Origin of the sequence: Pseudoclavibacter sp. RFBG4, from assembly GCF_002931515.1 — a bacterium.
Classification (GTDB): Bacteria; Actinomycetota; Actinomycetes; order Actinomycetales; family Microbacteriaceae; genus Pseudoclavibacter.
Window position 1 is genome coordinate 1 of the sequence record NZ_PSYC01000038.1, and the last position, 24,000, is coordinate 24,000.

Consider the following 24,000-nt stretch of genomic DNA (forward strand, 5'->3'; position numbering starts at 1 on the left):
CGGCACCTCCGCCCCAGCCCCCGCCATCCCAGAGCCCAAGCTGGGCCTCGTGACGCTCCTGCCCGACCCGTACGACGCGGACTCCATGTTCGAGGCGTTCGAGCTGTGGACGACGAGCCGCGGCATCACGATGTACCCGGCGCAGGAGGAAGCCGTCATGGAGCTGGTCTCCGAGGCGCACGTGATCCTCTCGACGCCGACGGGCACGGGCAAGTCGCTGGTCGCGATCGCGGCCCATGCCGCCTGCCTCGCGCAGGGCGGCCGCAGCTACTACACGGCGCCGATCAAGGCGCTCGTGAGCGAGAAGTTCTTCGCCCTCGTCGAGATCTTCGGCGCCGCGAACGTGGGCATGGTCACGGGCGACAGCTCCGTGAACCCGGATGCGCCCATCATCTGCTGCACCGCCGAGATCCTCGCGAACCTCGCCCTGCGCCAGGGCTCCGACGCCGATGTCGACCAGGTCGTCATGGACGAGTTCCACTACTACGGCGACCCCGACCGCGGGTGGGCGTGGCAGCTGCCGCTGCTCATGCTGCCCGACGTGCAGTTCCTGCTCATGTCGGCGACCCTCGGCGATGTCACCGAGATCGTCGAGGACCTCGAACGGCGCACGCAGCGCGACGTGTCCCTCGTGACGGGCGTCGAGCGCCCCGTGCCGCTCGACTTCTCGTATGTGGTCGCGCCGACGCACGAGACCGTCGAGAAGCTCGTGGAGGAGCGCAAGACGCCCATCTACATCGTGCACTTCTCGCAGGCCGCCGCCATCGAGCGCGCGCAGGCGCTGTCGAGCCTGAAGGTCGTCGACCGTGCCGGACGCGATGCCATCGCCGATGCGATCGGCGGCTTCCGCTTCACGACCGCGTTCGGCAAGGTGCTGTCCCGGTACGTGCGCGCCGGCATCGGCGTGCATCACGCCGGCATGCTGCCCCGCTACCGACGCCTCGTCGAGACGCTCGCGCAGAAGGGCCTCCTGCGGGTCATCTGCGGAACCGACACCCTCGGTGTCGGCATCAACGTGCCCATCCGCACGGTGCTCATCACGGCGCTCGCGAAGTTCGACGGGCAGCGGATGCGGCACCTCTCGGCGCGCGAGTTCCACCAGATCGCGGGGCGTGCCGGACGCGCGGGCTACGACACGGCAGGCACGGTCGTCGTCGAGGCGCCCGAGCACGAGATCGAGAATGCTGCAGCCGTGCGCAAGGCCGGAGACGACGAGAAGAAGCGCAAGCGCATCGTCAAGAAGAAGGCGCCGCAGGGCTTCGTCTCGTGGGGCGAGAAGTCGTTCGAGAAGCTCGTTTCGGCCGAGCCTGAACCGCTCACCTCGCACATGCACATCACGGCGTCGATGATCATCAACGTCATCGCTCGTGGGGGAGACGTCTTCGGCAACGCCAAGAGGCTCGTCTACGACAACCACGAGAAGCCGGCCCGCCAGCGGGAGCTGGCGTTGCGCGCGATCGGCATCTTCCGCACGCTCGTGACTGCCGGCATCGTCGAGATCGGCCGGCAGGGTCGCATCACGTTGACCGTCGACCTGCAGGCGAACTTCGCCCTCAACCAGCCCCTGTCGCCGTTTGCGCTCGCCGCCATCGAGCTGCTCGACCCGGAGGCGGAGGCTGCCCCCGGCGACCGCGGCTCCGAGGAGAACACGAGCGGCGAGGGCGCCGTCGGGTCCGGCCACTACGCGCTCGACGTGGTCAGTATCATCGAGGCCACCCTCGACGACCCGCGCCCCGTGCTCTCGCAGCAGCAGTTCAAGGCGCGAGGCGAGGCGGTCGCGCAGATGAAGGCCGACGGCATCGAGTACGACGAGCGCATGGAGCGACTCGAGGAGGTCACGCACCCGAAGCCGCTGGAGGGCCTGCTCGCGCAGTCGTTCGAGCTGTTCGCGCAGCACGAGCCGTGGGTGCGCGACTTCGAGCTCTCGCCGAAGTCCGTGGTGCGCGACATGTTCGAGCGGGCCATGAGCTTCGCCGAGTACGTGAACTTCTACCAGCTCATGCGCAGCGAGGGGCTTGTGCTCCGCTACCTGAGCGACGCGTACAAGGCGATTCGCCAGACGGTGCCTGACGAGGCGAAGACGGAGGAGCTGCTCGACATCATCGAGTGGCTCGGCGAGCTCGTCCGCCAGGTCGACTCGAGCCTGATCGACGAATGGGCCTCCCTCGTCGACCCGGAGCAGCAGGCCGCGAGCGACGAACCGGTCGTGCCTCCCGCGCCGCCCAGTGTCGTCGGCAACCGTCGCGCCTTCACGGTGCTCGTGCGCAACGAGATGTTCCGCCGCGTGCAGCTCGCTGCCCTCGAGCGAGACGAAGCGCTCAGCGAGCTCGACCCCGACGTCGACTGGTCGAAGGCCCTCGACGACTACTTCGCCGACCACGACACGATGGGGGTGGATGCGGCCGCCAGGTCGCCGAAGCTCCTCACGATCGACGATTCCGAGGGGCGCCAGTCCGGCGGGCTCTGGAGCGGCGTGTGGCGTGTGGAGCAGATCATCGACGACCCGGCGGGCGACCACGACTGGCGCATCCGCGCCGAGGTGGACCTCGCCGAGTCGCACGAGGCGGGCGAGGCCATCGTGCGCGTCACCGAGGTCACTCGGCTCTAGGCGGCGCGCCGCGCGCTGCCTGCCAGGCGCTGCCTGCCGGGCGCTGCCTGCCGGGCGCCGCGTGCCAAGCGCGGCGGCACTCCGGCCACACGCGAGTGGTGTCCTCCGGGACGTTCCGCAGACCTGGGGCTTGTGCACGCACGTGGCCGAGTCCAGGTGCGTGCGCCATAGGTCTGTGCCAGTGCATCCGCAGACCTGGGGCTTGCGCATGCGCTTGGTCGAGGCCAGGTGCCTGGGCCATAGGTCTGCCCTGGAGCCATCCGCAGATCTGGGGCTTGTGCACGCGCCCGGCCGGGGCCAGGTGCTTGTGCCATAGGTCTGTGCCAGCGCATCCGCAGACCTGGGGCTTGCGCAGGTGCCTGGCCGGGGCCAGGTGCTTGTGGTGCAGGGCTGCGCTGGGACCTGCTGCAGACCTGGGGCTTGTGCACGCGCCCGGCCGGGGCCAGGTGCTTGTGCTACAGGTCTGCGCTGGGACCTTCTGCAGACCTGGGACTTGTGCACGCGCCTGGCTGAGCTCGGGTGCTTGTGCCCCAGGTCTGGGCGGGAGCCATGCGCGGACCCCAGGTGTCCAGCGGGGCACCGGAGGGCGCCCGGGTCCCCGCTCTCCCGGCTCTCTCGCTTCCGTCAACTAAGACGACGAAACCGGATGCTCGCGACTGGCGCGTTCATCCGGTTTCGGCGTTGCTGGTGGTTGTCGGGCCCCGACTAGCGGCGGTCGGGCTCGCTGCTCGCGACGGGGGCCGCGTCCGTGGCCTCCGCAGCGTCTGGCGTGGTGCCCTCGACGCCTGCAGCAGCGGCCTCCGGGCCGCCAGCCGCCGAGCCGACGGTGCTCGGTGCGTCATCGCCCTTGGCGCGGGTGTAGATGATGCTCGCGATCGTGGCGACGATGAGCACGCCGAAGATGAACGTGAGCGACAGCCAGATCGGGATCTCGGGGATCCAGAGGAGCGGCTCTCCGCCGTTGATGAACGGCAGCTCGTTCTCGTGGAGGGCGTGGAACATGAGCTTCACGCCGATGAAGCCGAGGATGAACGCGAGGCCGAGGTCGAGGAAGACGAGACGCTCGAGGAGTCCGCCGATGAGGAAGTACAGCTGGCGAAGGCCCATGAGCGCGAACGCGTTCGCCATGAAGACGAGGTAGGGCTCCTGCGTGATGCCGAAGATGGCGGGGATGGAGTCGAGCGCGAAGAGCAGGTCGGTGAAGCCGAGGGCCACGATGACCAGGATGAGCGGCGTCCAGACCTTCTTGCCGTTCTCGAGGATCTTCCACTTGTCGCCGTCGTAGTGCTCGCTGGCGGGGATGATCTTGCGCACGAGGCCGACCCACTTGGGCATCTCGGGCTCTTCGTCCTTGAAGGAGTCGATGGCCTGCTTGACGGCCATGTAGAGCAGCCAGGCGGCGAAGATGTAGAAGACGGAGACCCAGGCTTCGAGGATCGCGGCGCCCGCGATGATGAAGGCGAAGCGCATGACGAGCGCGATGGCGATGCCGATGAGCAGCGCCTTCTGCTGCGCGATCTTCGGCACCTTGAAGCTCGTCATGATGATGAGGAAGATGAAGAGGTTGTCGACGGACAGCGCCTTCTCAGTGGTGTAGCCGGCGATGAACTCGCCCGCGTGCTGCCAGTCCCACACGAAGCCGAGCGCGACCATGAAGACGACGGCGAGCGCGATGTAGAAGATCGACCACCAGCCGGCTTCCTTGAGGCTCGGTTCGTGCGGCGTCTTCACGTGCGTGAAGAAGTCGAATACGAAGAAGCCGATGACCACGGCAATGGTCACCGCCCAGATCCAAATGGGAACGTCCACGGGTCCTCCGGAGGGGTGAGTTCGGCGAATCGGCCGAAGGTCTCTTCCGTCGGCAGAAACCGACCGACGCGCCCGGGTGACTGATGACAGTCGCCGTGATGACGAGCGCGCCGCAGGAGGAATACTCCCCTTCAACGAAGCTCATAGTACACCGCGAGAGGGGCGGCACCAGGGGCGGGATCGAAGCTGTGAGCGAAGGCGAGGGGCAGCTACGGGGTCGGGACGAGCGGGTAGCCGTTCAGGAGGGTGACGATGAGGCCCCCGTCGGCGCCGGGGCGCAGGATGCTGAGGGCGAGGTTGCCGATGTGGGGAGCCTGGGCGCCGAGGATCGAGGTGAGCACGAGGCGGATGACGCTGCCGTGGCAGACGACGAGCGAGTCCTCGTCGGGGTGCGCTGCCGCGACGTCCGCGATAGCGGCCAGCGACCGCTCGACGACGACGCCGGTCGGCTCGATGCTCGGGTGATCGAGCGGACGACGCGTGCCGTCCGGCATCCAGTACTTCTGCCCCTCGAGCTCCCCGAAGCTGCGCTCGATGATGCCGGGCAGCAGCGTGGGGGCTCCGAGGCCAGTGCCCTGGCCGATGATCTCGGCCGTGGTTCGCGCACGCGACAGCGGGGAGCTGTAGAGGTGGCTCCAGCCCTGCCCGACGAGCAGCCCAGCCGCGTCGTTCGCCTGGTCGAGGCCCCGCGAGTTCAGCGGGATGTCGGTGGCTCCCTGCAGGAGTCCGGTCGCGTTCCAGTCGGTTTCGCCGTGGCGGATGAGGCCGATGCGCATAGTGCTCCATTCGAGGATTCCGCCCGCTGCCTGTTCAGGATTCTGCCGTTGGCTGAGGGGCGAACTCCCATGGTGTCAGAGCGCTGACTACGCTTGGCACATGGCTGAACGCACTCCCTGGTCACTGTCCGGCGCTCTGCGCGGCATGTTCGGCAGGCAGAAGATCGATGAGACGACGTGGGACGACCTCGAGGAGGCGCTGATCACGGCCGATTTCGGGCCGGACATCACCGACGAGATCGTCGAGCAGCTGCGCGACCAGGTCGCCCGGTTCCACACTGAGGACCCCAAGGACCTGAAGCGGATGCTCCGCGAGCTCATCGAGGAGCGCCTGTCGAAGTTCGACACGACGCTGAACCTCCGGGAGCGTCCCGCGGTGACGCTCGTGGTCGGGGTGAACGGCGTCGGCAAGACGACGACGATCGGCAAGTTCGCGAACTTCCTGCGCATCAACGGCCGCACGGTGGTCGTCGCGGCGGCCGACACGTTCCGCGCGGCCGCCGTGGACCAGCTCGCGACGTGGGCGCAGCGCGCTGGCGCGGGCATCGTGCGCCCGCAGCAGCACGGCCAGGATCCGGCCTCCGTCGCCTATCAGGCGGTGGAGATCGCCATGCGCGAGGGGCTCGAGATGGTGGTCATCGACACGGCTGGCCGCCTGCAGACGAAGAGCGGCCTCATGGACGAGCTGTCGAAGATCCGCCGCGTGGTCGAGAAGCTCGCCCCCATCTCTGAGGTGCTGCTCGTCCTGGACGCGACGACGGGGCAGAACGGTGTCGCGCAGGCCGAGGCGTTCATCCAGCATGCCGGCGTGACGGGCCTCGTCGTGACGAAGCTCGACGGCTCCGCCAAGGGCGGCTTCGTGCTGGCTGTGCAGGAGCGCACGGGCCTGCCCATCAAGCTCATCGGCCAGGGTGAGGGCATCAACGACCTCGCCGGCTTCACACCTCACGTGTTCGCGGAGAAGCTCGTCGGCTGACCGCCGCTGATCGACGCGAGGAGGGAGTCTGGTGGACTCCCTCCGCGGAGGAGAAGGAGGAGACTGCTGTGGAACCCGACGGAGTGATCGCTGTCCTCTCGTCTGCGCTCGCGGTGGCCCTTGCGGGAGCCGGCGGGGTCCTGCTCGGAGTCGGCGGGGTGCCGGTCCGGTCGTGGCTGGTGACGGTGATCGCGATGGCGAGCCTGCTCGGCGGGGTGCTGCTGATCTTGTCCGGCTCGGGTTTGCCGCCGTGGATCGGCGTGGTCTTCGCGCTGGTCGTCGTCGGCGCGAACGCGGTGACGAGCGCGCTCCGGTGGCGGAGGCTCCCGCAGCTCAGCGGGGCCCGGCTGCCTGAGCTGTTCCGACTTGTCCTGCTGCGCCCGGACATCCTGCGGCGGATGGCCGCGGATGCGGTGCAGCTGGAGGACGACCGGCGCCGCAGGCAGGGCGGGCGCGGCGCCGACCACGGCGCCAGGCGACAGCGGGGTCCGAGGCGCTAGCGCAGCTCCACTTCCGCACCGCGGCTCACCGCGAGCTGGGTGGCATAGACGCTCACCGGCTTGTCGGCGTCTCGGAGTACGCTTCAGGCCACGTGCCGAGGAGGTCGCTCATGATGACGGATGGGCTGTTCGTGTTCCTTGCCTACGCGCTCGCGGTGGTGCTCGCGGGCGGCGGCGGCGTGTTCCTCGCGCTCGGGACGGTGCCCGTGACCTCGTGGCCGGTGAAGGCCTTCGCCATGGCGAGCCTCATCGGTGCTGGGCTCCTGGTGTCCTTCGCCTTCCCGTCGCTCACCTGGATTGGCGCCATCTACGTCGTCGTCGCGGTCGCCGCCAACGCCGTCGCCAGCGCGCTGCGGTGGAAGAGCCTCCCGGTGTTCCGCGACGAGCCGTTGCCGGAGCTGCTGCGCTTCGAGCTGCTGCGGCCGTCGATCCTGCGCCGCATGGCAGCGGATGCACAGCGGGACTCAGACGGTGTGGGGCATCCCGAAGACGCCCGAAGCGTGTAGCGCACTCGGTTTTCCCATGCCGCGAGACAAATCCTCGAATTCGCGGGATCGCGGAAGGAATGGCGGCCGCGACGGGTTGTCTGCCCCGTGACCCGCCAGCAACGCCAGATCCTCGTCATCGCGATCCTCTCGTCCTTCGTCGCCTTCCTCGACGGGTCGGTGACGAACGTCGCGCTGCCCGCGATGGTCTCGGAGCTCGGTGGCGGCCTCGGCACGCAGCAGTGGATCGTGGACGCGTACCTCATCACCCTCGGCTCGCTCATCCTCCTCGCGGGTTCCCTGTCCGACGTGTTCGGGCGCATCTCGGTCCTGCGGTTCGGGCTCATCGGCTTCGGGGTGACGAGCGTCGCCATCGCGCTGTCGCCGACTCCCGAGTTCGTCATCGTCGCGCGGGCGCTGCAGGGGGTCGCGGGTGCGCTGCTCGTTCCGAGCTCGCTGGCGCTCATCATCTCGGCGTTCCGTGACGCGGCCCAGGCGAAGGCGATCGGCACCTGGACGGCGTGGACGGGCGCGGCCTTCCTCGCCGGCCCGTTCCTGGGCGGCCTCGCCGCCGACTACCTGACGTGGCGGCTCGTGTTCGGCATCAACGTCATCCCGATTCTCGTGACGCTGTGGATGCTCACCCGCCTCGGCGCCGGCTTCGATGCGCCTTCGGGCGGCCGAATCGACGTGCTCGGCGCGGTTCTCGGGTTCCTGGGCCTCGGCGGGCCGGTGTTCGCGCTCATCGAGCAGGGCAACTACGGGTGGGGGAGTCCCGTGGTGCTCCTGCCGCTGGTCCTCGGCCTGGTGAGCTTCGCGGCGTTCCTCGTCTGGCAGGCCCGCGCGCCCCACCCGATGCTGCCGCTCGGGCTGTTCCGCATCCGCAACTTCTGGGCCGGCAACATCGCCACGGTCTTCGTCTACGCGGCGCTGTCGCTCGGCGGGTTCGTGCTCGCCATCTTCCTGCAGCAGGTCGCCGGGTTCAGCGCGACCTTCGCGGCGCTGGCGACGCTGCCGACCTCGATCGCGAACGTCGCCCTCTCGTCATGGTTCGGCTCGCTGAGCGGGCGCTTCGGGCCGCGCCTCTTCATGACGCTCGGCCCGATCCTGGCGGGTGTCGGCACCCTCCTGTACTCGGGGCTGGGCGCCGAGGTGAACTACTGGACTCAGGTGCTGCCCGGCGTGCTCGTCTTCTCCCTCGGCCTCTCGATGACGGTTGCGCCGCTCACGTCCGCCATCCTCGGATCCGTGCCGACGGCGCAGTCGGGCATCGGCTCGGCGACGAACAACGCCATCTCCCGCGTGGCCGGGCTCGTCGCGATCGCCATGATCGGCGTCATCGCCGGAGGCACGATCGACGTGGACAGCTTCCAGCCGCTCATGTTCGTCACGGCTGGTCTGCTGTTCGCCGGCGCGCTCAGCTCGTGGCTCGGCGTGCGCAACCCGAAGACGGAGCCAGCGCCCGCGGCGAGCTGAGCGTGTCCCCGGCGCGGAGCGGGTCAGGATGCGGCGAGCGTGAACTCCAGGAGCGTGTCGTCACCGTCGCGCGGTGACCCGCGGCCGTCGGTGTTGTTCGTAAGCACGAGCAGGCTCCCGGAGGAGGTCACGACCGCGTCGCGGAGTCGGCCGAACTCGTCGACGTAGAGCGCTTCGTCGCTCGCCTCCGACGCCTCCGGGATGGCGATCTTCCAGAGCCGCTCGCCGCCGAGCCCCGCCATGAAGAGGGTGTCGCGCGAGTAGGCGAGGCCGCTCGGGCTGGCCTCGTTCGTCGACCACTGCAGCACGGGGTTCACGAACGTGGCGTCGTCGCCCTGCCCCTCGACCATGGGCCAGCCGTAGTTGCCGCCCGCCGTGATCCTGTTCAGCTCGTCCCAGGTGTTCTGCCCGAACTCGCTCGCCCACAGCGCCCCGGAGCCATCGAACGCGAGGCCCTGCGGGTTGCGGTGGCCCATCGAGTAGACGCGGTTGCCGAAGGGGTTGTCGGCGACGGGGGAGCCGTCGAGCTCCATGCGCAGGATCTTGCCGTTGAGCGAGTTCTGGTCCTGCGCCAGCTCGGTCTGGGATGCGTCGCCGGTCGCCGCGTACAGGTAGCCGTCCGGACCGATGGCCAGCCTGCCCCCGTTGTGGTTGCCAGCCTTCGCGATGCCGTCCACGACGACCTCCGGGCTTCCGACGCCGACGCCGCCCTCCCAGGTGAGGGGGAAGCGCACGATGCGGTTGTCCGAGGCCGCTGTGTAGAACGCGTAGAGCCACTGCGCCTCGTCGTCGCTCGTGCCTGCGAGGGCGAGGCCGAGCAGGCCGCCCTCGCCGCCGGGCTCGACGTCGGCGATGGTCGTGACGACGCGGTTGGGGTTCGAGCCGTCGGCGGACACCTCGACGATCTGCCCTGTGTCGCGTTCGCTCACGAGGTAGTCGCCCGTCTCGAGCTCGACGACCGACCAGGGCGCCTGGAGCCCGGTCGTGACCACTCGGGGGTCGCCGACGGGGGCGACGGGGCCGGCCTCTTCGCCGGCCGCCTCGGGTGTCGTGGGCGCCTGGGTCGTGGATGCTGGTGGCTGGCTCGCCGAGGCGGAGGCGCTCGGCTCGGCTTGCTCCGGCGTCGGCGCGCATCCGGCGAGGGTCAGCGCTGCGACGGCGGCGAGGGCGAGCAGGGGAGCGGTGCGCTTGGTCATGACGGTGGCCAATCGGTCGACGAGGGGTGCCACCAGTCAAGCCGAGCAGCCTGTGCTGGCGCTCCGTGCCCGTCGGGCCCCGGTCCGCGAGCGGCGACGCGGTTCAGCGGCCTCCGGTCGACCAGTCAGTTCGTCAGCAGGAGGATGCCGAGCAGCGCCTGGGCGATGCCGATGACAAGAGCCGCGAGCACCAGAACGGCGTGCACGGTGAGGAACCGCGTCGGGCGTCCGTTCTCGTCGCGAGCCCGCGGGTCGTTCGAGACTCGCCGGTAGAACGAGGGCCAGACGACGACGTTGAAGACGGCGCCGACGAGGAGCGCGATGCTTGCGAGGAAGACCATGCCCCCAGCCTATTCGCGCGTCGGAGCCTCCTCGCCGCCGTGCGCCTCGCCGAGCGGCACGGCCGCGCTCGCGGGGCTCTGGCGCTTCGCGAGGGCGACATAGCCGGCGGCGTGAGGGATGAACGCCTGGCTCTCCTCCGGTGTGAGCTCGCGCCGCACCTTCGCGGGCACGCCGGCGGCGAGCACGCGGTCGGGGATGCTCGCACCCTCGAGGACGACGGCGCCGGCAGCCACGAGCGCCCCGGTGCCGATCACCGAGCGGGACAGGCACGCCGCCTTCATGCCGATGAGGGATCCGTTCGCGATCGTCGTGCCGTGGAGGAGCGCCTGGTGACCCGCCGTCACGTCGTCCCCGATGATGGTGTCGACGTCGTGCTCGACGTGCACCACCGTGCCGTCCTGCAGGTTCGAGCGTGCGCCGATGACGATGCGGCCTCCCACATCCGCTCGCAGGACGCAGCCGTACCAGACCGAGGACTCGGGGCCGATCTCGACGTCGCCGATGATGACGGCGCCAGGCGCGATCCAGGCGGTCTCGTGGATGCGGGGGGTCTTGCCCTCGAAGGGGAGGATCAGGGGAGCAGCGCTGGTCATGCTCCGATGATCCCAGTTGTGCTTCTCTCAGGCCACCCCGCACACCAGACTCCCCGGCCTCAGCTAAAATGGGCGGACTATGGCCATTTTCGGGAACCTCTCTGACCGGCTGACGCAGACGCTCGCCGGCCTCCGCTCCAAGGGCAAGCTCACGCCCGCCGACGTCGACGGCACCGTGCGCGAGATCCGTCGCGCCCTGCTCGAAGCCGACGTCGCGCTTCCCGTGGTCAAGGACTTCGCCGCGCACGTGCGCGAGCGCGCCCTCGGCGACGAGGTCAATCGCGCCCTCAACCCCGCGCAGCAGGTCGTGCAGATCGTCAACGAGGAGCTCGTGCGCATCCTCGGCGGCGACACCCGCCAGATCGAGTACGCGAAGCAGCCGCCGACGGTCATCATGCTCGCCGGTCTCCAGGGTGCGGGCAAGACGACGCTCGCGGGCAAGCTCGCGAAGCGACTCGCGGGCGAGAAGCACACGCCGCTGCTCGTCGCCGCCGACCTGCAGCGCCCGAACGCCGTCACGCAGCTGCAGGTCGTCGGCCAGCAGGCCGGCGTGCAGGTCTACGCACCCGAGCCGGGCAACGGCGTCGGCGACCCGGTTCGCGTCGCGACGGATGCCGTCCGCTTCGCGAAGGACAAGCTGCACGACGTCGTCATCATCGACACGGCCGGACGCCTCGGCGTCGACCAGGAGCTCATGAAGCAGGCGGCCGACATCCGCCGCGCCACGAGCCCCGACGAAGTGCTCTTCGTCATCGACGCCATGATCGGCCAGGACGCCGTCGCCACGGCCAAGGCCTTCCAGGAGGGCGTCGACTTCACGGGTGTCGTGCTCTCGAAGCTCGACGGCGACGCCCGCGGTGGTGCCGCCCTTTCGGTCGCTCAGCTCACCGGGCGCCCCATCATGTACGCGTCGACCGGTGAGGGACTCGACGACTTCGAGGTCTTCCACCCCGACCGCATGGCGAAGCGCATCCTCGACATGGGTGACATCCTCAGCCTCATCGAGCAGGCCCAGAAGGCCTTCGACGAGGACGAGGCGATGGAGATCGCCGGGAAGCTCGCGACCGAGAACTTCACGCTCGACGACTTCCTGAAGCAGATGCAGCAGCTGCGCAAGGCTGGCAACTTCAAGAAGATGATGGGCATGCTCCCGGGCATGGGCCAGATGAAGGAGGCGCTCGAGAACTTCGACGAGCGCGAGCTGGTCCGCACCGAGGCGATCATCCAGTCGATGACCAAGGCCGAGCGCCAGACCCCGAAGCTGCTGAACGGCTCGCGGCGTGCTCGCATCGCCCGCGGCTCCGGCCGCACGGTCACCGACGTCAACGAGCTCGTCAAGCGCTTCGAGCAGGCGGCGAAGATGATGAAGACCGTCGCCCGCGGCGGCACCCCGCAGATCCCGGGCATGGGTCCCATTCCGGGCCAGCACGGCGGGCGCAAGGCTCCCGCGAAGGGCGGGAAGAAGAAGCAGCAGGGCAAACGCAGCGGCAACCCGGCGAAGCGCGCCCAGCAGGCCATCGAGGAGGCGTCGGCTCCGAAGCGTCCCGGCGGCGCGTTCGGTGGCGCGGGCTTCGGGCGCCAGGCGGCCGGTGATGGTCAGCCGAACGAGGCCGAGCTCGAGCAGCTCCAGAAGTACCTGGGGCGCGGCTAGCGACAAGCTCTCGGGGCGGCGAGTCCGCCTCGCCGCGGGCGACGGAGAGAACTCTCCGTCGCCCGAGTAGCATTGTCACGTCATCAAGTCGTCCGAGGAGTGCGCCATTGAGCAATGAAGCTGCAGCAACAGGCGAGGCCCGACTCCCACTCGGGCTGTTCGTCGGCATCGACCGTTCGAGCCCTGTGCCCCTGTACCACCAGGTGTCGGAGCGCATCGAGAAGGCCATCAGGGACGACACGCTTCCGGCCGGATCCAAGCTCGAGAACGAGATCTCGCTCGGGCATCGCCTCGGTCTCTCCCGCCCGACGGTCCGGCGCGCCATCCAGGAGCTCGTCGACAAGGGCCTGCTCGTGCGCCGCCGGGGCGTCGGCACGCAGGTCGTGCACGGCCCGGTGACCCGCAACGTCGAGCTGACGAGCCTCTTCGAGGACCTCGAGCGCTCGGCGCAGAAGCCCACCACGACGCTCCTCTCGCGGCGGGTGGAGGACGCGACCCCGGAGCTCGCCGAGACCCTCGGCATCGAGGTGGGGAGCCCGACGCTGCACATCTCGCGCCTTCGGAGTGCGGATGGGGTCCCGCTGGCGATCCTCGACAACGTGCTGCCTGAGCCGTTCGTCGAGCTGACGGAGGACGAGCTCGTCCAGCATGGGCTCTACCAGCTCCTCCGGGCCCGCGGCGTGACGATGCGCATCGCCAAGCAGCGCATCGGTGCGCGCACGGCTTCGCGTGAAGAGGAGCGCCTGCTGGACCTCTCCGGCGGTGCCGCGGTGCTCACGATGTCGCGCGTCGCCTTCGACGCAACGGGCCGCGCGGTCGAGTACGGCCGCCACTGCTATCGTCCCGACCTCTACACGTTCGAGATCACGCTCGTCGAGCGCTGACCCGATTCTGCTGCACGGAGAACGCCCACGGCTGAGCCGTGGGCGTTCTCCGTGGGGCCTCGGGGGGGAACGCTAGGCGCGGTTCGGCACCGCGAGCTCACCCGTCAGGTACTGGGCGCGGCCGAAGCCGAAGGTCCAGTCCTCCGGTCCGTTCTCGACGTAGCCGATGAAGACGTCGTTGCCTTCGACGCCGCGCTCGCCCAGCGCTGTGGCGATGCGGGCGTAGAGCGACTGCTTCGCCTCGGGCGTGCGTCCGCGCTGCGTGAAGATCTGGATCATGACGACACCTGATGAGCGCTCGAAGCCGAGGCCCGCATCCTGGGCGATGATCTGCCCGCTCTGGTGCTCGGTGATGATCTGGAACCGGTCGCGAGCGGGAATCCCGTACTCGGCGACGATGGCGTCGTGGATGGCGTCGGCGATGGACGAGATCTGCTCGGGGCTGCGGCCGGCGTTGACGTCGATGCGTACGAGAGGCATGGTGCGGTGTCCTTGAGGTCGAGGGGGAGGTGACGTGTGCTGTCTGCGCTCCGATTCTAGCGTCAAAAGTCTTAATGTCCTAACAAATGACGGACAACCACCGAGGCCACGAAGGGCCGCATCCACGCGGATGCGGCCCTTGTGGTCAGGTGCGGGGCTCTCGCAGAAGAGTCGCACCCGAGTCTGAGGTCAGAGCGAGGTCAGAGCGAGGTGAGAGCGGCGCTCAGAGCGATGCCTCGAGAGCCGCATCCGCGTCGGTGAGCACCTTCGCGGCGACCTCGAGGCCCTCGATGCGACCGAGCGAGGTGTCCTCGTGCTCGATGTTGACCCACATCTCCGGGTCGACCTCGTGCAGCGCACGAAGGAACTCCGTCCAGAACGCCGTGTCATGGCCGCGACCGAGCGCGACGAAGTCCCACGCGGAGTTCTTCGGCCACTCGTTCGCCCACTCGTCGCCGCCCAGATTGGTGCGCGGCTCGTCCGCCGAGAGCTTGCGGAACTGGTTGTCGAGCACGCCGTAGATCGCAGCCGCCGGGTTGACGCGCACGTCCTTCGCTGCCGCATGGAAGACCCACTCGCCGAGGTCGCGGACGACCGCCACCGGGTCCATCTGCTGCCAGAAGAGGTGCGAGGCGTCGAGCTCGACGCCGATGTTCGTCGTGCCAGCGCGCTTGATCAGCTCGCGGAAGTTCGCGGGGTTGAACACCACGTTCTGCGGGTGCAGCTCGAGCGCGACCTTCACGCCGTGCTCGCGAGCGAGCTCGTCGATCCCAGTCCAGAACTCCGCCGCCACGTCCAGCTGGTAGTCGATGACGTCGAGCGCCGCCGAGTTCCAGGCGTTGACCACCCAGTTGACGGTGGTCGCGCTGGGCTCGCCGCCGGGCAGCCCCGACATCGTGACGACCCGGTCCTGCCCGAGGCGAGCGGCGAGGCGGATCGAGCGTCGGATGTCCTCGGCGTGCTTCTCGCCGATCGCACGGTCAGGGTGCAGCGGGTTGCCGTTGCAGTTGAGGCCGGCGATCGAGACGCCGGTGCCCTCGAACTGCGCGAGGAACGCGTCCCTGGCCTCGTCGCTCTCGAGGATCTCGTCGAAGTTCGGGATGTGCGTGGCGGGAAGGAACCCGCCGGAGTTGAGCTCGATGCCGGTGAGGCCCAGCTCTGAGACGACCTGGATCGCCTCGGGGAGCGAGCGGTCGTGGAGGATCGCGTTGTAGACGCCGAGACGCATCTCAGGCTCCGTTCTTCTGTGTGCTGGTGGGGGAGATGCGGACGGCTGCGCCGTCCGCCGCGGCCGACTCGGCGACGGCGTGGAGGAGCTCCATGTTGTGGATTCCCTCCTCGAAGCTCGCGCAGCGGGGGAGCGAGTCTTCTTCCGAGATCCCCGCCACCTCCTCGAGGAAGGAGCGTGCCTGGTAGGAGAAGGCCTCGTTCTGTCCGAAGCCGACGCTGGGGGCATCCATCGCGAGACCGCCGGCGATGTAGGGGTGCTCCGGGCCGAGGATGATCTGGCGGTACCCGTTCTGGGCGGAGGGGGCGTCGTCGAGGAAGAGCTCGATCTCGGAGGGGCGGCGCTGGTCGTAGCGGGCGGCACCGTTCTCGCAGAACACCTCGAAGATGAGGCTGTTCGCGTGGCCTCGGGCGACTCGGGAGACCTCGATGGCTCCGGCGCCCTGGGCGAACTTGAGCGAGAACGCCGCGTAGTCGTCGTTCTCGACGGGTTCGAGCGTGTCGCTGACCGCTGCGTGGTCGTGCCCGAGCACCGCGCCGAGCGGGAGTGGCCGCTCGTTGATGACCGTGCTGAGGGTGCCGCCGCTGACTTCCTGGATCTCGCCGCCGAGGAACTCCGCGATGTAGGTCATGTGGCTTCCGACGTCGGCGAGGGCGCCGCTGCCGGGGCCGCCCTTGAAGCGCCAGCTCATAGGGGCGATCGGGCTGCACGCGTAGTCGGTCCAGTAGCGACCGCTGAAGTGCAGGAGCTTGCCGAGCGTTCCATCCTGGATGAGCTGGCGGATGTACGCGATGCCGGGGGAGCGGCGGTAGGTGAAGCCGACGCGGGCGATGGAGTCCGCGCGCTCGGCGGCTGCTGCCATGGCGTGGGCGTCCTCGATCGAGTCGCTGAGCGGCTTCTCGCAGAGCACGTGCTTGCCGGCGGCGAGGAGGCCCTCGACGACCTCGCGGTGGAGCGAGTTCGCGATGACGACGCTGACGACGTCGATGTCGTCGGCTGCCGCGATGGCCTGCCAGGAGGAGTCGGTGCGCTCGTAGCCGAAGCGCTTGGCGGCGAGTTCGCCGAACTCCGGGTTGACGTCTCCGATCGAGACGAGGCGGATCTCCGGCAGCGTGGGGCTGTAGAGGGTGGATGCGACGCGGTAGGCGGCGGCGTGCGCGCGGCCTGCCATTCCTGCGCCGATGACGGCGACGCCCAGTGGCTGTGACATTGGTTCTCCTGTGTTTCTGCGAGAGCTGTGTTGGGTGAGCGCAGGCGACCGACGACGGTGTTGGAGCGCTACACTGGAAGGTAGGTCATGAAAGAATGTCCTGTCAAACAATCGTCGTCCGGAGTGTCGAATGCCCCCTTCCCCGCGTCAGAAGCGCCCGACGATCTACGACGTCGCCGAACGCGCCGGGGTCTCGAAATCCCTCGTCTCGCTCGTGCTGCAGAACTCGACCCGCGTCAGCGACGAGAAGCGGGCAGCGGTGCGCGCGGCCATCCAGGAGCTCGGGTACCTGCCGAGCCGGGCCGCCGCGGCGCTCGCCGGAAACCGGACCCGCGCCATCGGCGTCATGATCGACGACTTCCGGAACCCCTGGTTCGTCGACCTGCTCGAGGGGATGCAGGCGGTGCTCGACGCGCCCGGCTTCCACGTCACCGTCGCCGACGCGAACCTCAACGCGCACCTCGAGCAGTCACCCATCAGTGGGTTCCTGGCGGCGGGCGTCGAGGGGCTGGTCATCGGCGGCGACGTCGACGCGGTCCCTGCCGAGGGGTTCCCCGTGCCGACGGTCGTCGCCGGCAACCGTGCGATCGTGCCGGCGGGTGCCGACCTCGTCGCGAACAACGACGAGGCCGGCGCGCGGCTCGCGGTCGAGCATCTCCGCGACCTCGGGCACACGCAGATCGGCCATGTCACGGGAACCGGCCGCGCCGGCGAGCTCCGGCGGCGCTCCTACGAGCGCGCCATGCGCGACGCGGGGCTCGAGCCGCGGGTCATCGGCGGCTCGGGAGCGACCGACCAGAGCGAGGGGCGTCGCGCATCACGAGAGCTCTTCGAGCGCTGGCCGGCCACGACCGCCGTCTTCGCGGCGAACGACGTCATGGCGCTCGGCGTGCTGGGAACGCTCGATGAGCTCGGCCTGCGCGTTCCCGCGGACGTGTCGATCGTGGGCTACGACGACTCGCACCTCGCGGGTTTCGACCACCTCTCGCTCACTTCGGTCGATGACCGAAGCGCCGAGGTCGGTCGTGCCGCGGCCGAGCTTCTCCTCGCCCGCATCGAGGGGGTGCGGACGGCTGCCCGCGACGGGGCGGCAGGGGTTCCGTCTCGGGCGGCCCGGAGGGTCATCCAGCCAACGCTCACCGTGCGCGGCTCGACGGCGACTGCGACGGACGCCACGGACTCCTGAGGCCGCCACCGTTTCTCCAGCGACCAGGCAGCCTGGATGCCAGGCGGCTGTGGCTCAGCGGTCTCGCCGCGCCCCAGCAGCGGGTTCGAAGGCCAGCACGAGCGGCTCTTCCCACCCCTGCTCGGCGTACGCCCCGAGGACGCTCTCGCGCAGCTCGTCGAACTTGTCTGCGGGATGCATGACGAACACCGAGCCGCCGAGGCCCGTGCCGGTCATGCGGGCGCTCGGCGCCCCCAGGTAGGTGGCCAGCTCGACCGTGAAGTCGATGCGCGCCGTCGAGACCTCGAAGTCCTCGCGCAGCGACACCTGCGACTCCGCGAGGAGATGGTTTCGGGATTCGGGCGACTCTCCGGTGCGCATGAGCTTCGTGAACTCGAGCGTGCGGGCGATCTCGGAGACCACGTGGCGTGCGCGCCTGAACACAGTGTCGTCGAGCCGCTCGGCCGCTGCGTCCAGCTCCGCGGGCCGCACCTCGCGAAGCGTCTGGAAGCCGAGGGTCTCCGCCGCCCGGGCGCAGTCGTCGGCCCGCTGCGCGAACTCGGCCGACCAGTTGCGGTGCGCTTCCTTGGTGTCGATGAGCACGCGCACGAAGCCGGAATCGGCGGAGCTCGGCGCAGGCAGGATCGAGACGTCGGAGCCGCGAGCATCGAAGAACACGTCCTCGTTGCTCCGCGCGGCGTGCACGGTGATGTGGTCGCTCAGGCCGCTGGGCGCGCCGACGATCTCCGCCTCGGTCTGGCGCCCGATCTCGGCGAGCTCCTCGACGTTCATCCCGAGGCCCCAGAAGTCGTTGAGCGCCGTGCTGATGGTCGCGCAGACGGATGCCGAGGAGGCGAGCCCGGCGCCGACCGGCACGTCCGTCGTGAGGAAGATGTCGAGGCCCGTTCCCAGGAAGAACGGGACTCCAGGGTCGGTCTCGTCGCCGTCGCCGCGCGTGCCCTCCGGCGGGTTCTCCCGTGCGAAGCGGAGCATGCTGGCGACCGCGCCGAGCGGGTAGGCGCGCCAGTCGCGTGCGGGGATCTCTGAGACGATCGACCGCAGGTCGGTCACGGCCTCGTCGGGCGAGAGGTCGGTGACGATGCGGATGCGCCCGTCGTCGCGGGGCGCGATCGCCGCGCTGGAGCGCAGGGGGATCGCGCAGGCGTACCCGACGCCATCCTGCAGGTCGGTGTGGTCGCCCATGATGCTGACCCGGCCGGGTGCCGACCAGGCTCCGAGGGGCTCTCGCTCGAACGCGGCTCGGAAGCCGTCGCACACGATCGTCGTCAGGTCTCTGCTCATCTCGTCACCGTTTCTCAGGCATGGGCGAATGGGCGTCCGCCCCTGTGCATGCGCACGGTGATTCTAATAAATGCGTCCTGGACGAGCGCCGAAACCCCCGTGCGTGGGCCGTCCCCCTGGTCGGGAGGCGTTCGGCGTGCTAGGATCGACAGCTTGTGGGTCCTATTTCCCACGATCGTCGTACCGTTTGTTGTTCGAGGGCACCTTTTCTGCCTCGGCACGATTTCACGAGTTGCGGCGAACGGGCACATTCGCCCGCATCATCGCCGCAAGAGCGCAGCACACGAGTGTTGTGCGTTCTCTGCGTGCCGATTGAAAGGCATGACCTCCATATGACGGAAACCACCTCAACTTTCGCCGAACTCGGCGTCCCCAAGTCGCTCGTGACCGTGCTCGACGCAGCCGGCAAGCACGAAGCCTTCCCCATCCAGCAGTCGACGCTTCCGAGCACCCTCGCGGGTCGCGACGTCCTCGGCCGTGGCAAGACGGGCTCCGGCAAGACGCTCGCGTTCGCCATCCCGCTCGTCGCACGCCTCGCCGGTGCCGTCTCCGGTGGCAAGCGCCGCCCGGGCCGCCCGCTCGGCCTTGTGCTGCTCCCGACCCGCGAGCTCGCAACCCAGGTCGCCGCGGTCATCGAGCCGCTCGCGAAGGCCGCCGGCCTCACCGTGACGACCGTCTTCGGTGGCGTCTCGCAGCGCCCCCAGGAGACCGCGTTCCGCAACGGCGTCGACATCGTCGTGGCCTGCCCCGGCCGCCTCGACGACCTCATGAAGCAGCGCATCGTCAACCTCGACGCCGTCGAGGTCACCGTGCTCGACGAGGCCGACCACATGGCCGACCTCGGCTTCCTGCCCGTCGTCACGCGCATCATGAACGCGACGCCGCAGTCCGGCCAGCGTCTCCTCTTCTCCGCCACGCTCGACAACGGCGTGGACAAGCTCGTGAAGAAGTTCCTGAGCGACCCGATCCTCCACTCGGTCGACGAGTCGAACTCGCACGTCGCCGCCATGACGCACCACGTGTACGAGGCGGAGACGCCAGAGGCGAAGACCGCCCTCGTCCACGCACTGGCGAGCGGCAAGGGCCGTCGCATCATGTTCATGCGCACCAAGCACCAGGCGAAGAAGCTCGCCAAGCAGCTGACCGCGTCCGGCATCCCCGCCGTCGACCTGCACGGCAACCTGTCGCAGAACGCCCGCGACCGCAACCTCGCGGCCTTCTCCGGTGGCGAAGTCAACGTGCTCGTCGCAACCGACGTCGCCGCCCGCGGTGTGCACGTCGACGCCATCGAGCTCGTCGTCCACGTCGACCCGCCCGCCGAGCACAAGGCGTACTTGCACCGCTCCGGCCGCACGGCCCGCGCGGGCTCCGAGGGTGACGTCGTCACGCTCATGCTCCCGAGCCAGCGCAAGGACACCGAGATGCTGCTGCGTCGCGCCAAGATCGGCGTCACCCCGCAGCGTGCGAACGTCAACTCGCCGTTCGTGAACGAGCTCATCGGCGAAGTCGCTCCGACCGTGCGCCCAGTTCCGGGCGGACCGGGATCCGGCAACGTCGAGGTCAACCAGGGCCGTGGCACGTCGCAGGGAGCGAACGCTCGTCGCAAGCGCGACGCTGCTCCTGCTCGCGGCGGTGCAGCTCGTGGCGGCTCCGGCAACGGCGGCGGCCGCGGTCGTGCAGCCTCGTCCTCCTCGCAGGGCTCGTCCGCGTCGCGTCCAGCGCGCGGACAGGCGGGCGAAGGCGCAGCCCAGGGCCAGCGTCGCGGAGAATCTCGTCCGCGTCGTGCTGGCACCTCCTCGCCGGCCGCGCCTTCGCGCGGTGGCGAGCGCGGCGGTTCGCGTCGCGCCAGCTGGTCCTCCGGCCAGTAGTCAGCGCCTCACACGCAGCATCCCCGAACGGGCGGTCCGAGCAATCGGCCCGCCCGTTCGGCGTCTCTGGCGTGCATCCCCCCCCCCGTGTGCATCCCGCGCGCATTCACGCGGGGATGCGGCGCTGGAGGGAGCCTCAGGTGGGGGAGCCAGCAAGCAGGTGTGCCGTGAGGGCGTCGAGGTGGGCACGCACCGCCGTCGGGCCGTCGTGCTCGAGCAGGGTGAGGTAGCGCTCGTGGTCCTCGGCGAGCCCCCTGGCACCGTAGTGCTCGTGCGCTCCCGCCAGCAGGAGCCTCACCTCGCTCTCGAGCGAGCGCGCAGTCTCGCTGATCCGGGGGCTCCCGGCCGCATCGATGATCGCCTGGTGCACGGCCGCGTGAGCTGCTTCAAGCTGCCGCCACGAATGTGCATCGGTCACCTCGAGCTCCCGCAGCTGGGAGATCTGGGCCAGGATCGGCGCCCGCACCTCGTCCGGCCAGCCGTCCGGGTGGCGGGAGTTCAGGATGCGCACGGCCTCGGATTCGAGCGCGCAGCGCAGATCCTGCATGGCGCGGATCTCGGCGTCGTCGAGGTTCGTGACCTCGACTCCCTTGTAGGGAGCTGAGTGGACGAGGCGCTCGGACGCGAGCGCGGCCAACGCCGTTCGCACCGTGTGCCGCGAGAGCCCGAACTCGGCGGCGAGGTGCTCCTCGCGCAGCGACTGGCCGCGGACGTAGCTCCCCTCGAGGATCCGGTCGCGGAGGGTCGCCGCGAGCTTCGCCGACGCGGTCGGTCGCGGCGTGAGTGCGGCGGCCTCGGGATGGGGCTTCTGGTGGTTCATCGCGCGCCTCGGTCCACCGGGTCCTGTCTCGCGTCCGTCGCGCGTGCGGGCAGCGGACCGCCACTGCGTGTGCGAGCACGAGTCGCGCCGAGCACGAGGACCACGATCCCCGCCGCGAGCACGATGAGGCCGAGGGCTTCGAGACCGGCGAGCTGCTCTCGCAGCACGACCAGCCCCAGGATGCTCGCGGTCAGTGGCTCCGCGAGCGTCAGCGTCGAGACGGTCGCTGCCTGCAGCTTCGCGAGCCCGGCGCCGAAGCAGAGGTAGGCGACGGTGGTGGTGATGACGCCCAGCCACGCCGCGGTCGCGAGGCCGGCCGGCGTGGGCATCCACTCGGCACCGCTCGCGAGGAGCAGGGGGATGCTCAGCACGCCAGCGGCGCCGAAGACGATGCCCATGGTGCCGTCGGCGCTCCAGCCGCGGTTCATGAGCGCCTTCGCCGAGAGGGTGTAGATGCTGTAGCTCGCGCCGGCGCCGACGGACGCCGCGATGCCGCCGAGGTTCGCGCCGCCGGCGTCGCCTGCCCCGGCAACCGCGATGAGGGCGACGCCGAGGATGGCGATCGCCGTCGCGACGCCCCAGCTCCGGCCGGGGAATCGTCGCTCGAGCGCCCACTGAAGGAGGCCGGTGATGACGGGGGCCGATCCGAGTGCCAGGACGGTGCCGACGGCGACGCCGCCGCCCGCCGTCCCAGCGAAGAACAACGGTTGGTAGAGGAGCACGCCGAGCGCGCCAAGGGCGATGAGGCCGAGCTGGGCACGATTCGGGCGGTGGATCCGGGTGGAGTCGGGGGTGGGCTGCGGGGGGCCTCCGCGGGCGCCATGGCGGCGCAGCGCGGCGAACAGCGCCCAGGCGCCGAGGAGCGTGCCGCCGAGCGCGAGGCGAGCGGATCCCAGCGAGAATGCGCTCACCTCGGGCGCACCGAGTGCCTGCGCCGTCCCTGTCGTGCCGAAGCAGACCGCGGCGAAGAGGACGAGCAGGAGCGGTGTCATGGGCTGATTGTTACACAATCCGCGGCCCTGCGTCACCCGCGACGAGACGAGCGATGGGCTCGGCCGAATCGGCCGAGCCCATCGCTCGCTGGTGCAGCGGGAACGCTACTTCTTGGCGGTCGGGAGGAAGATCGCGCCGGTCGTGACGTCCTCATCCAGTGCCTCGAGCGTACGTCCACGAGTCTCGGGGATCTGCGTCGCGACGAAGAGGAGTGCGAGCACGCCGACTCCCGCGAACACGAAGAACGTGCCCGTGATGCCGAGCGCATCCACCACCGAGGGGAAGTACAGCGAGATGAAGCCGTTCGCGACCCAGAGGGCGAAGATCGAGACGCCCATGCCGATGCCGCGCATGTGCAGCGGGAAGACCTCGGAGAGGTAGACCCAGACGGCCACGTTGAGGAACGTCTGCATCGAGCCGACGAACGCGACGACGAGGAACAGGATGACCCAGGGGCGCAGCGGGTTGCCCGGCTCGAGGATCATGGACGAGAAGCCGATGAGCAGGTGGCAGGCCGTCGTGAGCGAGAAGCCGATGATGAACGTCTTGCGGCGGTCGAACCTGTCCATGTAGGAGAGGGCGATGAAGGCACCGACGACGGCGATGATGCCGGGGGCGATGTTGGCGATGAGCGCCGCGCTCGAGTCGAAGCCCGACTCGATGAGCACGATCTGGCCGTAGTACATGATCGAGTTGATGCCCGTGAGCTGCTGCGCGACACCGAGCCCGATGCCGACCAGCAGGATGCGGCGGAGCCACTTGTTGCCGAGGATGGCCTTGAATCCGACCTGCTTCTCCTGACCCTCTTCGAGGGCGACCTTCTCGACCTGAGCGAGCTCAGCCTCGGCGCGCTCGGGGGAGCGGACGGTCTTGAGGACCTCGAGGGCCTCGGCGTCGCGGCCCTTCTCGACGAGCCAGCGCGGCGACTCCGGCATACGCAGCATGCCGAAGAACAGGCAGATCGCCGGGATGGCGCAGATGGCGAACATGATGCGCCAGACGCCGTCGAGGTGCCCGAGGGTGTTGCCGAGGATGGCGTTGATGACGAACGCGGAGAGCTGGCCGATGACGATGGCTGCTTCGTTGCGACCTGAGATGGACCCGCGGATCTCGTACGGGGCGAGCTCGGCGAGGAAGACCGGCACGACCGTCGATGCGCCACCGACGGCGAGGCCGAGGAGGATGCGGCCGACGACGAGCACTTCGAAGTTCGGGGTGAAGACGACGACGACGGTGCCGAGGAAGAAGAGCACGGCGAGCATGATGATCGTCTTGCGGCGGCCCCAGCCATCGGAGAGGCGGCCGCAGAAGATGGCGCCGATGGCGGCTGCGAAGACCAGGGAGCTGGTGACGACGCCCTCGGTGAGTGGCGTGAGGCCGAGCTCCTCGGTCATCGGGTTCAGTGCGCCGTTGATGACACCCGTGTCGTAGCCGAAGAGGAGACCGCCGAAGCACGCGACGATCGAGATCAGCCCGAGCCGCGAACGGTGCGGCCCAGCTGTGAGGGGCGGAAGTGATTTCTCGGCGGTGGGGCCCGCCGGGTGCGATGAGGCCATTTGGACGTCCTTGTCATGGATGCTGCGAGGTGGAGCGGGGTTGTGCGGGGGTACTGCGGGGGGCGCGTTTTCTGCGAACGCG

General features: G+C 69.4%; 21 protein-coding genes. 9 read left to right on the forward strand and 12 right to left on the reverse strand.

Annotated elements, in window-relative coordinates:
• On the forward strand, positions 1-2,608 hold a 2,608-nt coding region (locus C5E10_RS14450; protein ID WP_374953513.1), incomplete at its 5' end, for a DEAD/DEAH box helicase.
• A 705-nt stretch (positions 2,609-3,313) separates the two neighbouring features.
• Here C5E10_RS14450 and C5E10_RS14455 read toward each other — a convergent pair.
• Complete coding sequence (locus C5E10_RS14455) at positions 3,314-4,417, reverse strand: TerC/Alx family metal homeostasis membrane protein (protein ID WP_104240630.1); 1,104 nt, start codon at positions 4,415-4,417, stop codon at positions 3,314-3,316.
• Between the two features lie 209 nt (positions 4,418-4,626).
• Positions 4,627-5,193, reverse strand: a complete 567-nt coding sequence (locus tag C5E10_RS14460; RefSeq protein ID WP_104332233.1) for a histidine phosphatase family protein — start codon at positions 5,191-5,193, stop codon at positions 4,627-4,629.
• A gap of 100 nt (positions 5,194-5,293) precedes the next feature.
• Here C5E10_RS14460 and ftsY point away from each other — a divergent pair, with 100 nt between their 5' ends.
• From ftsY to C5E10_RS14480, 4 genes are all read left to right on the forward strand, one after another.
• Positions 5,294-6,169 (forward strand): signal recognition particle-docking protein FtsY, encoded by an 876-nt coding sequence (gene ftsY, locus C5E10_RS14465; protein ID WP_104332234.1) that lies wholly within the window; start codon positions 5,294-5,296, stop codon positions 6,167-6,169.
• A gap of 68 nt (positions 6,170-6,237) precedes the next feature.
• Positions 6,238-6,669: a hypothetical protein gene (locus C5E10_RS14470; protein WP_104332235.1), complete on the forward strand. Its 432-nt coding sequence runs from the start codon at positions 6,238-6,240 to the stop codon at positions 6,667-6,669.
• 110 nt (positions 6,670-6,779) lie between these two features.
• Positions 6,780-7,175: a hypothetical protein gene (locus tag C5E10_RS14475; RefSeq protein WP_104332236.1), complete on the forward strand. Its 396-nt coding sequence runs from the start codon at positions 6,780-6,782 to the stop codon at positions 7,173-7,175.
• 87 nt (positions 7,176-7,262) lie between these two features.
• On the forward strand, positions 7,263-8,630 hold the full coding sequence (locus C5E10_RS14480) for an MFS transporter (RefSeq protein WP_104332237.1): 1,368 nt from the start codon (positions 7,263-7,265) through the stop codon (positions 8,628-8,630).
• A gap of 23 nt (positions 8,631-8,653) precedes the next feature.
• Here the strand turns inward: C5E10_RS14480 and C5E10_RS14485 are convergent, their stop codons facing one another.
• From C5E10_RS14485 to C5E10_RS14495, 3 genes are all read right to left on the reverse strand, one after another.
• Positions 8,654-9,826, reverse strand: coding sequence for a sorbosone dehydrogenase family protein (locus C5E10_RS14485; RefSeq protein ID WP_146080295.1), 1,173 nt, complete (start codon positions 9,824-9,826; stop codon positions 8,654-8,656).
• 125 nt (positions 9,827-9,951) lie between these two features.
• Positions 9,952-10,167 (reverse strand): SCO4848 family membrane protein, encoded by a 216-nt coding sequence (locus C5E10_RS14490; protein WP_104240636.1) that lies wholly within the window; start codon positions 10,165-10,167, stop codon positions 9,952-9,954.
• A gap of 9 nt (positions 10,168-10,176) precedes the next feature.
• On the reverse strand, positions 10,177-10,761 hold the full coding sequence (locus C5E10_RS14495) for a gamma carbonic anhydrase family protein (RefSeq protein ID WP_104332239.1): 585 nt from the start codon (positions 10,759-10,761) through the stop codon (positions 10,177-10,179).
• A gap of 79 nt (positions 10,762-10,840) precedes the next feature.
• Between C5E10_RS14495 and ffh the strand changes: the two genes are divergently transcribed.
• Entirely contained in the window at positions 10,841-12,412 is a 1,572-nt protein-coding gene (gene ffh, locus C5E10_RS14500) for a signal recognition particle protein (protein WP_104240638.1), read from the forward strand.
• 107 nt (positions 12,413-12,519) lie between these two features.
• Complete coding sequence (locus C5E10_RS14505) at positions 12,520-13,296, forward strand: GntR family transcriptional regulator (RefSeq protein WP_104240639.1); 777 nt, start codon at positions 12,520-12,522, stop codon at positions 13,294-13,296.
• 72 nt (positions 13,297-13,368) lie between these two features.
• Here the strand turns inward: C5E10_RS14505 and C5E10_RS14510 are convergent, their stop codons facing one another.
• From C5E10_RS14510 to C5E10_RS14520, 3 genes are all read right to left on the reverse strand, one after another.
• The gene (locus C5E10_RS14510; protein WP_104332240.1) at positions 13,369-13,776 is read right to left on the reverse strand and encodes a tautomerase family protein; all 408 of its coding nucleotides are present in this window, start codon (positions 13,774-13,776) and stop codon (positions 13,369-13,371) included.
• 223 nt (positions 13,777-13,999) lie between these two features.
• On the reverse strand, positions 14,000-15,004 hold the full coding sequence (locus tag C5E10_RS14515; protein WP_104332241.1) for a sugar phosphate isomerase/epimerase: 1,005 nt from the start codon (positions 15,002-15,004) through the stop codon (positions 14,000-14,002).
• Position 15,005: 1 nt separating this feature from the next.
• Entirely contained in the window at positions 15,006-16,214 is a 1,209-nt protein-coding gene (locus C5E10_RS14520) for a Gfo/Idh/MocA family protein (RefSeq protein ID WP_104332242.1), read from the reverse strand.
• 130 nt (positions 16,215-16,344) lie between these two features.
• Here C5E10_RS14520 and C5E10_RS14525 point away from each other — a divergent pair, with 130 nt between their 5' ends.
• Positions 16,345-17,400 carry a LacI family DNA-binding transcriptional regulator gene (locus C5E10_RS14525; protein WP_104332243.1) on the forward strand — a complete coding sequence of 352 codons (1,056 nt, stop codon included), beginning with the start codon at positions 16,345-16,347 and terminating at the stop codon, positions 17,398-17,400.
• A 54-nt stretch (positions 17,401-17,454) separates the two neighbouring features.
• Here the strand turns inward: C5E10_RS14525 and C5E10_RS14530 are convergent, their stop codons facing one another.
• A complete protein-coding gene (locus tag C5E10_RS14530) occupies positions 17,455-18,681 on the reverse strand; it encodes a galactokinase family protein (RefSeq protein WP_104332244.1) in 1,227 nt (408 codons plus the stop codon).
• 332 nt (positions 18,682-19,013) lie between these two features.
• On the opposite strand from C5E10_RS14530, the gene C5E10_RS14535 reads away from it, so the two are divergent.
• Positions 19,014-20,549, forward strand: coding sequence for a DEAD/DEAH box helicase (locus C5E10_RS14535; protein ID WP_104332245.1), 1,536 nt, complete (start codon positions 19,014-19,016; stop codon positions 20,547-20,549).
• Between the two features lie 136 nt (positions 20,550-20,685).
• On the opposite strand, the gene C5E10_RS14540 is transcribed toward C5E10_RS14535, so the two are convergent.
• From C5E10_RS14540 to C5E10_RS14550, 3 genes are all read right to left on the reverse strand, one after another.
• Positions 20,686-21,369, reverse strand: coding sequence for a GntR family transcriptional regulator (locus tag C5E10_RS14540; protein ID WP_104332246.1), 684 nt, complete (start codon positions 21,367-21,369; stop codon positions 20,686-20,688).
• Positions 21,366-22,361 carry a DMT family transporter gene (locus C5E10_RS14545; RefSeq protein ID WP_104332247.1) on the reverse strand — a complete coding sequence of 332 codons (996 nt, stop codon included), beginning with the start codon at positions 22,359-22,361 and terminating at the stop codon, positions 21,366-21,368. The genes C5E10_RS14540 and C5E10_RS14545 overlap by 4 nt, the downstream gene beginning before the upstream one ends.
• Before the next feature lie 105 nt (positions 22,362-22,466).
• Positions 22,467-23,918, reverse strand: coding sequence for a sugar porter family MFS transporter (locus C5E10_RS14550; protein WP_104298498.1), 1,452 nt, complete (start codon positions 23,916-23,918; stop codon positions 22,467-22,469).
• Between the last annotated feature and the right edge of the window lie 82 nt (positions 23,919-24,000).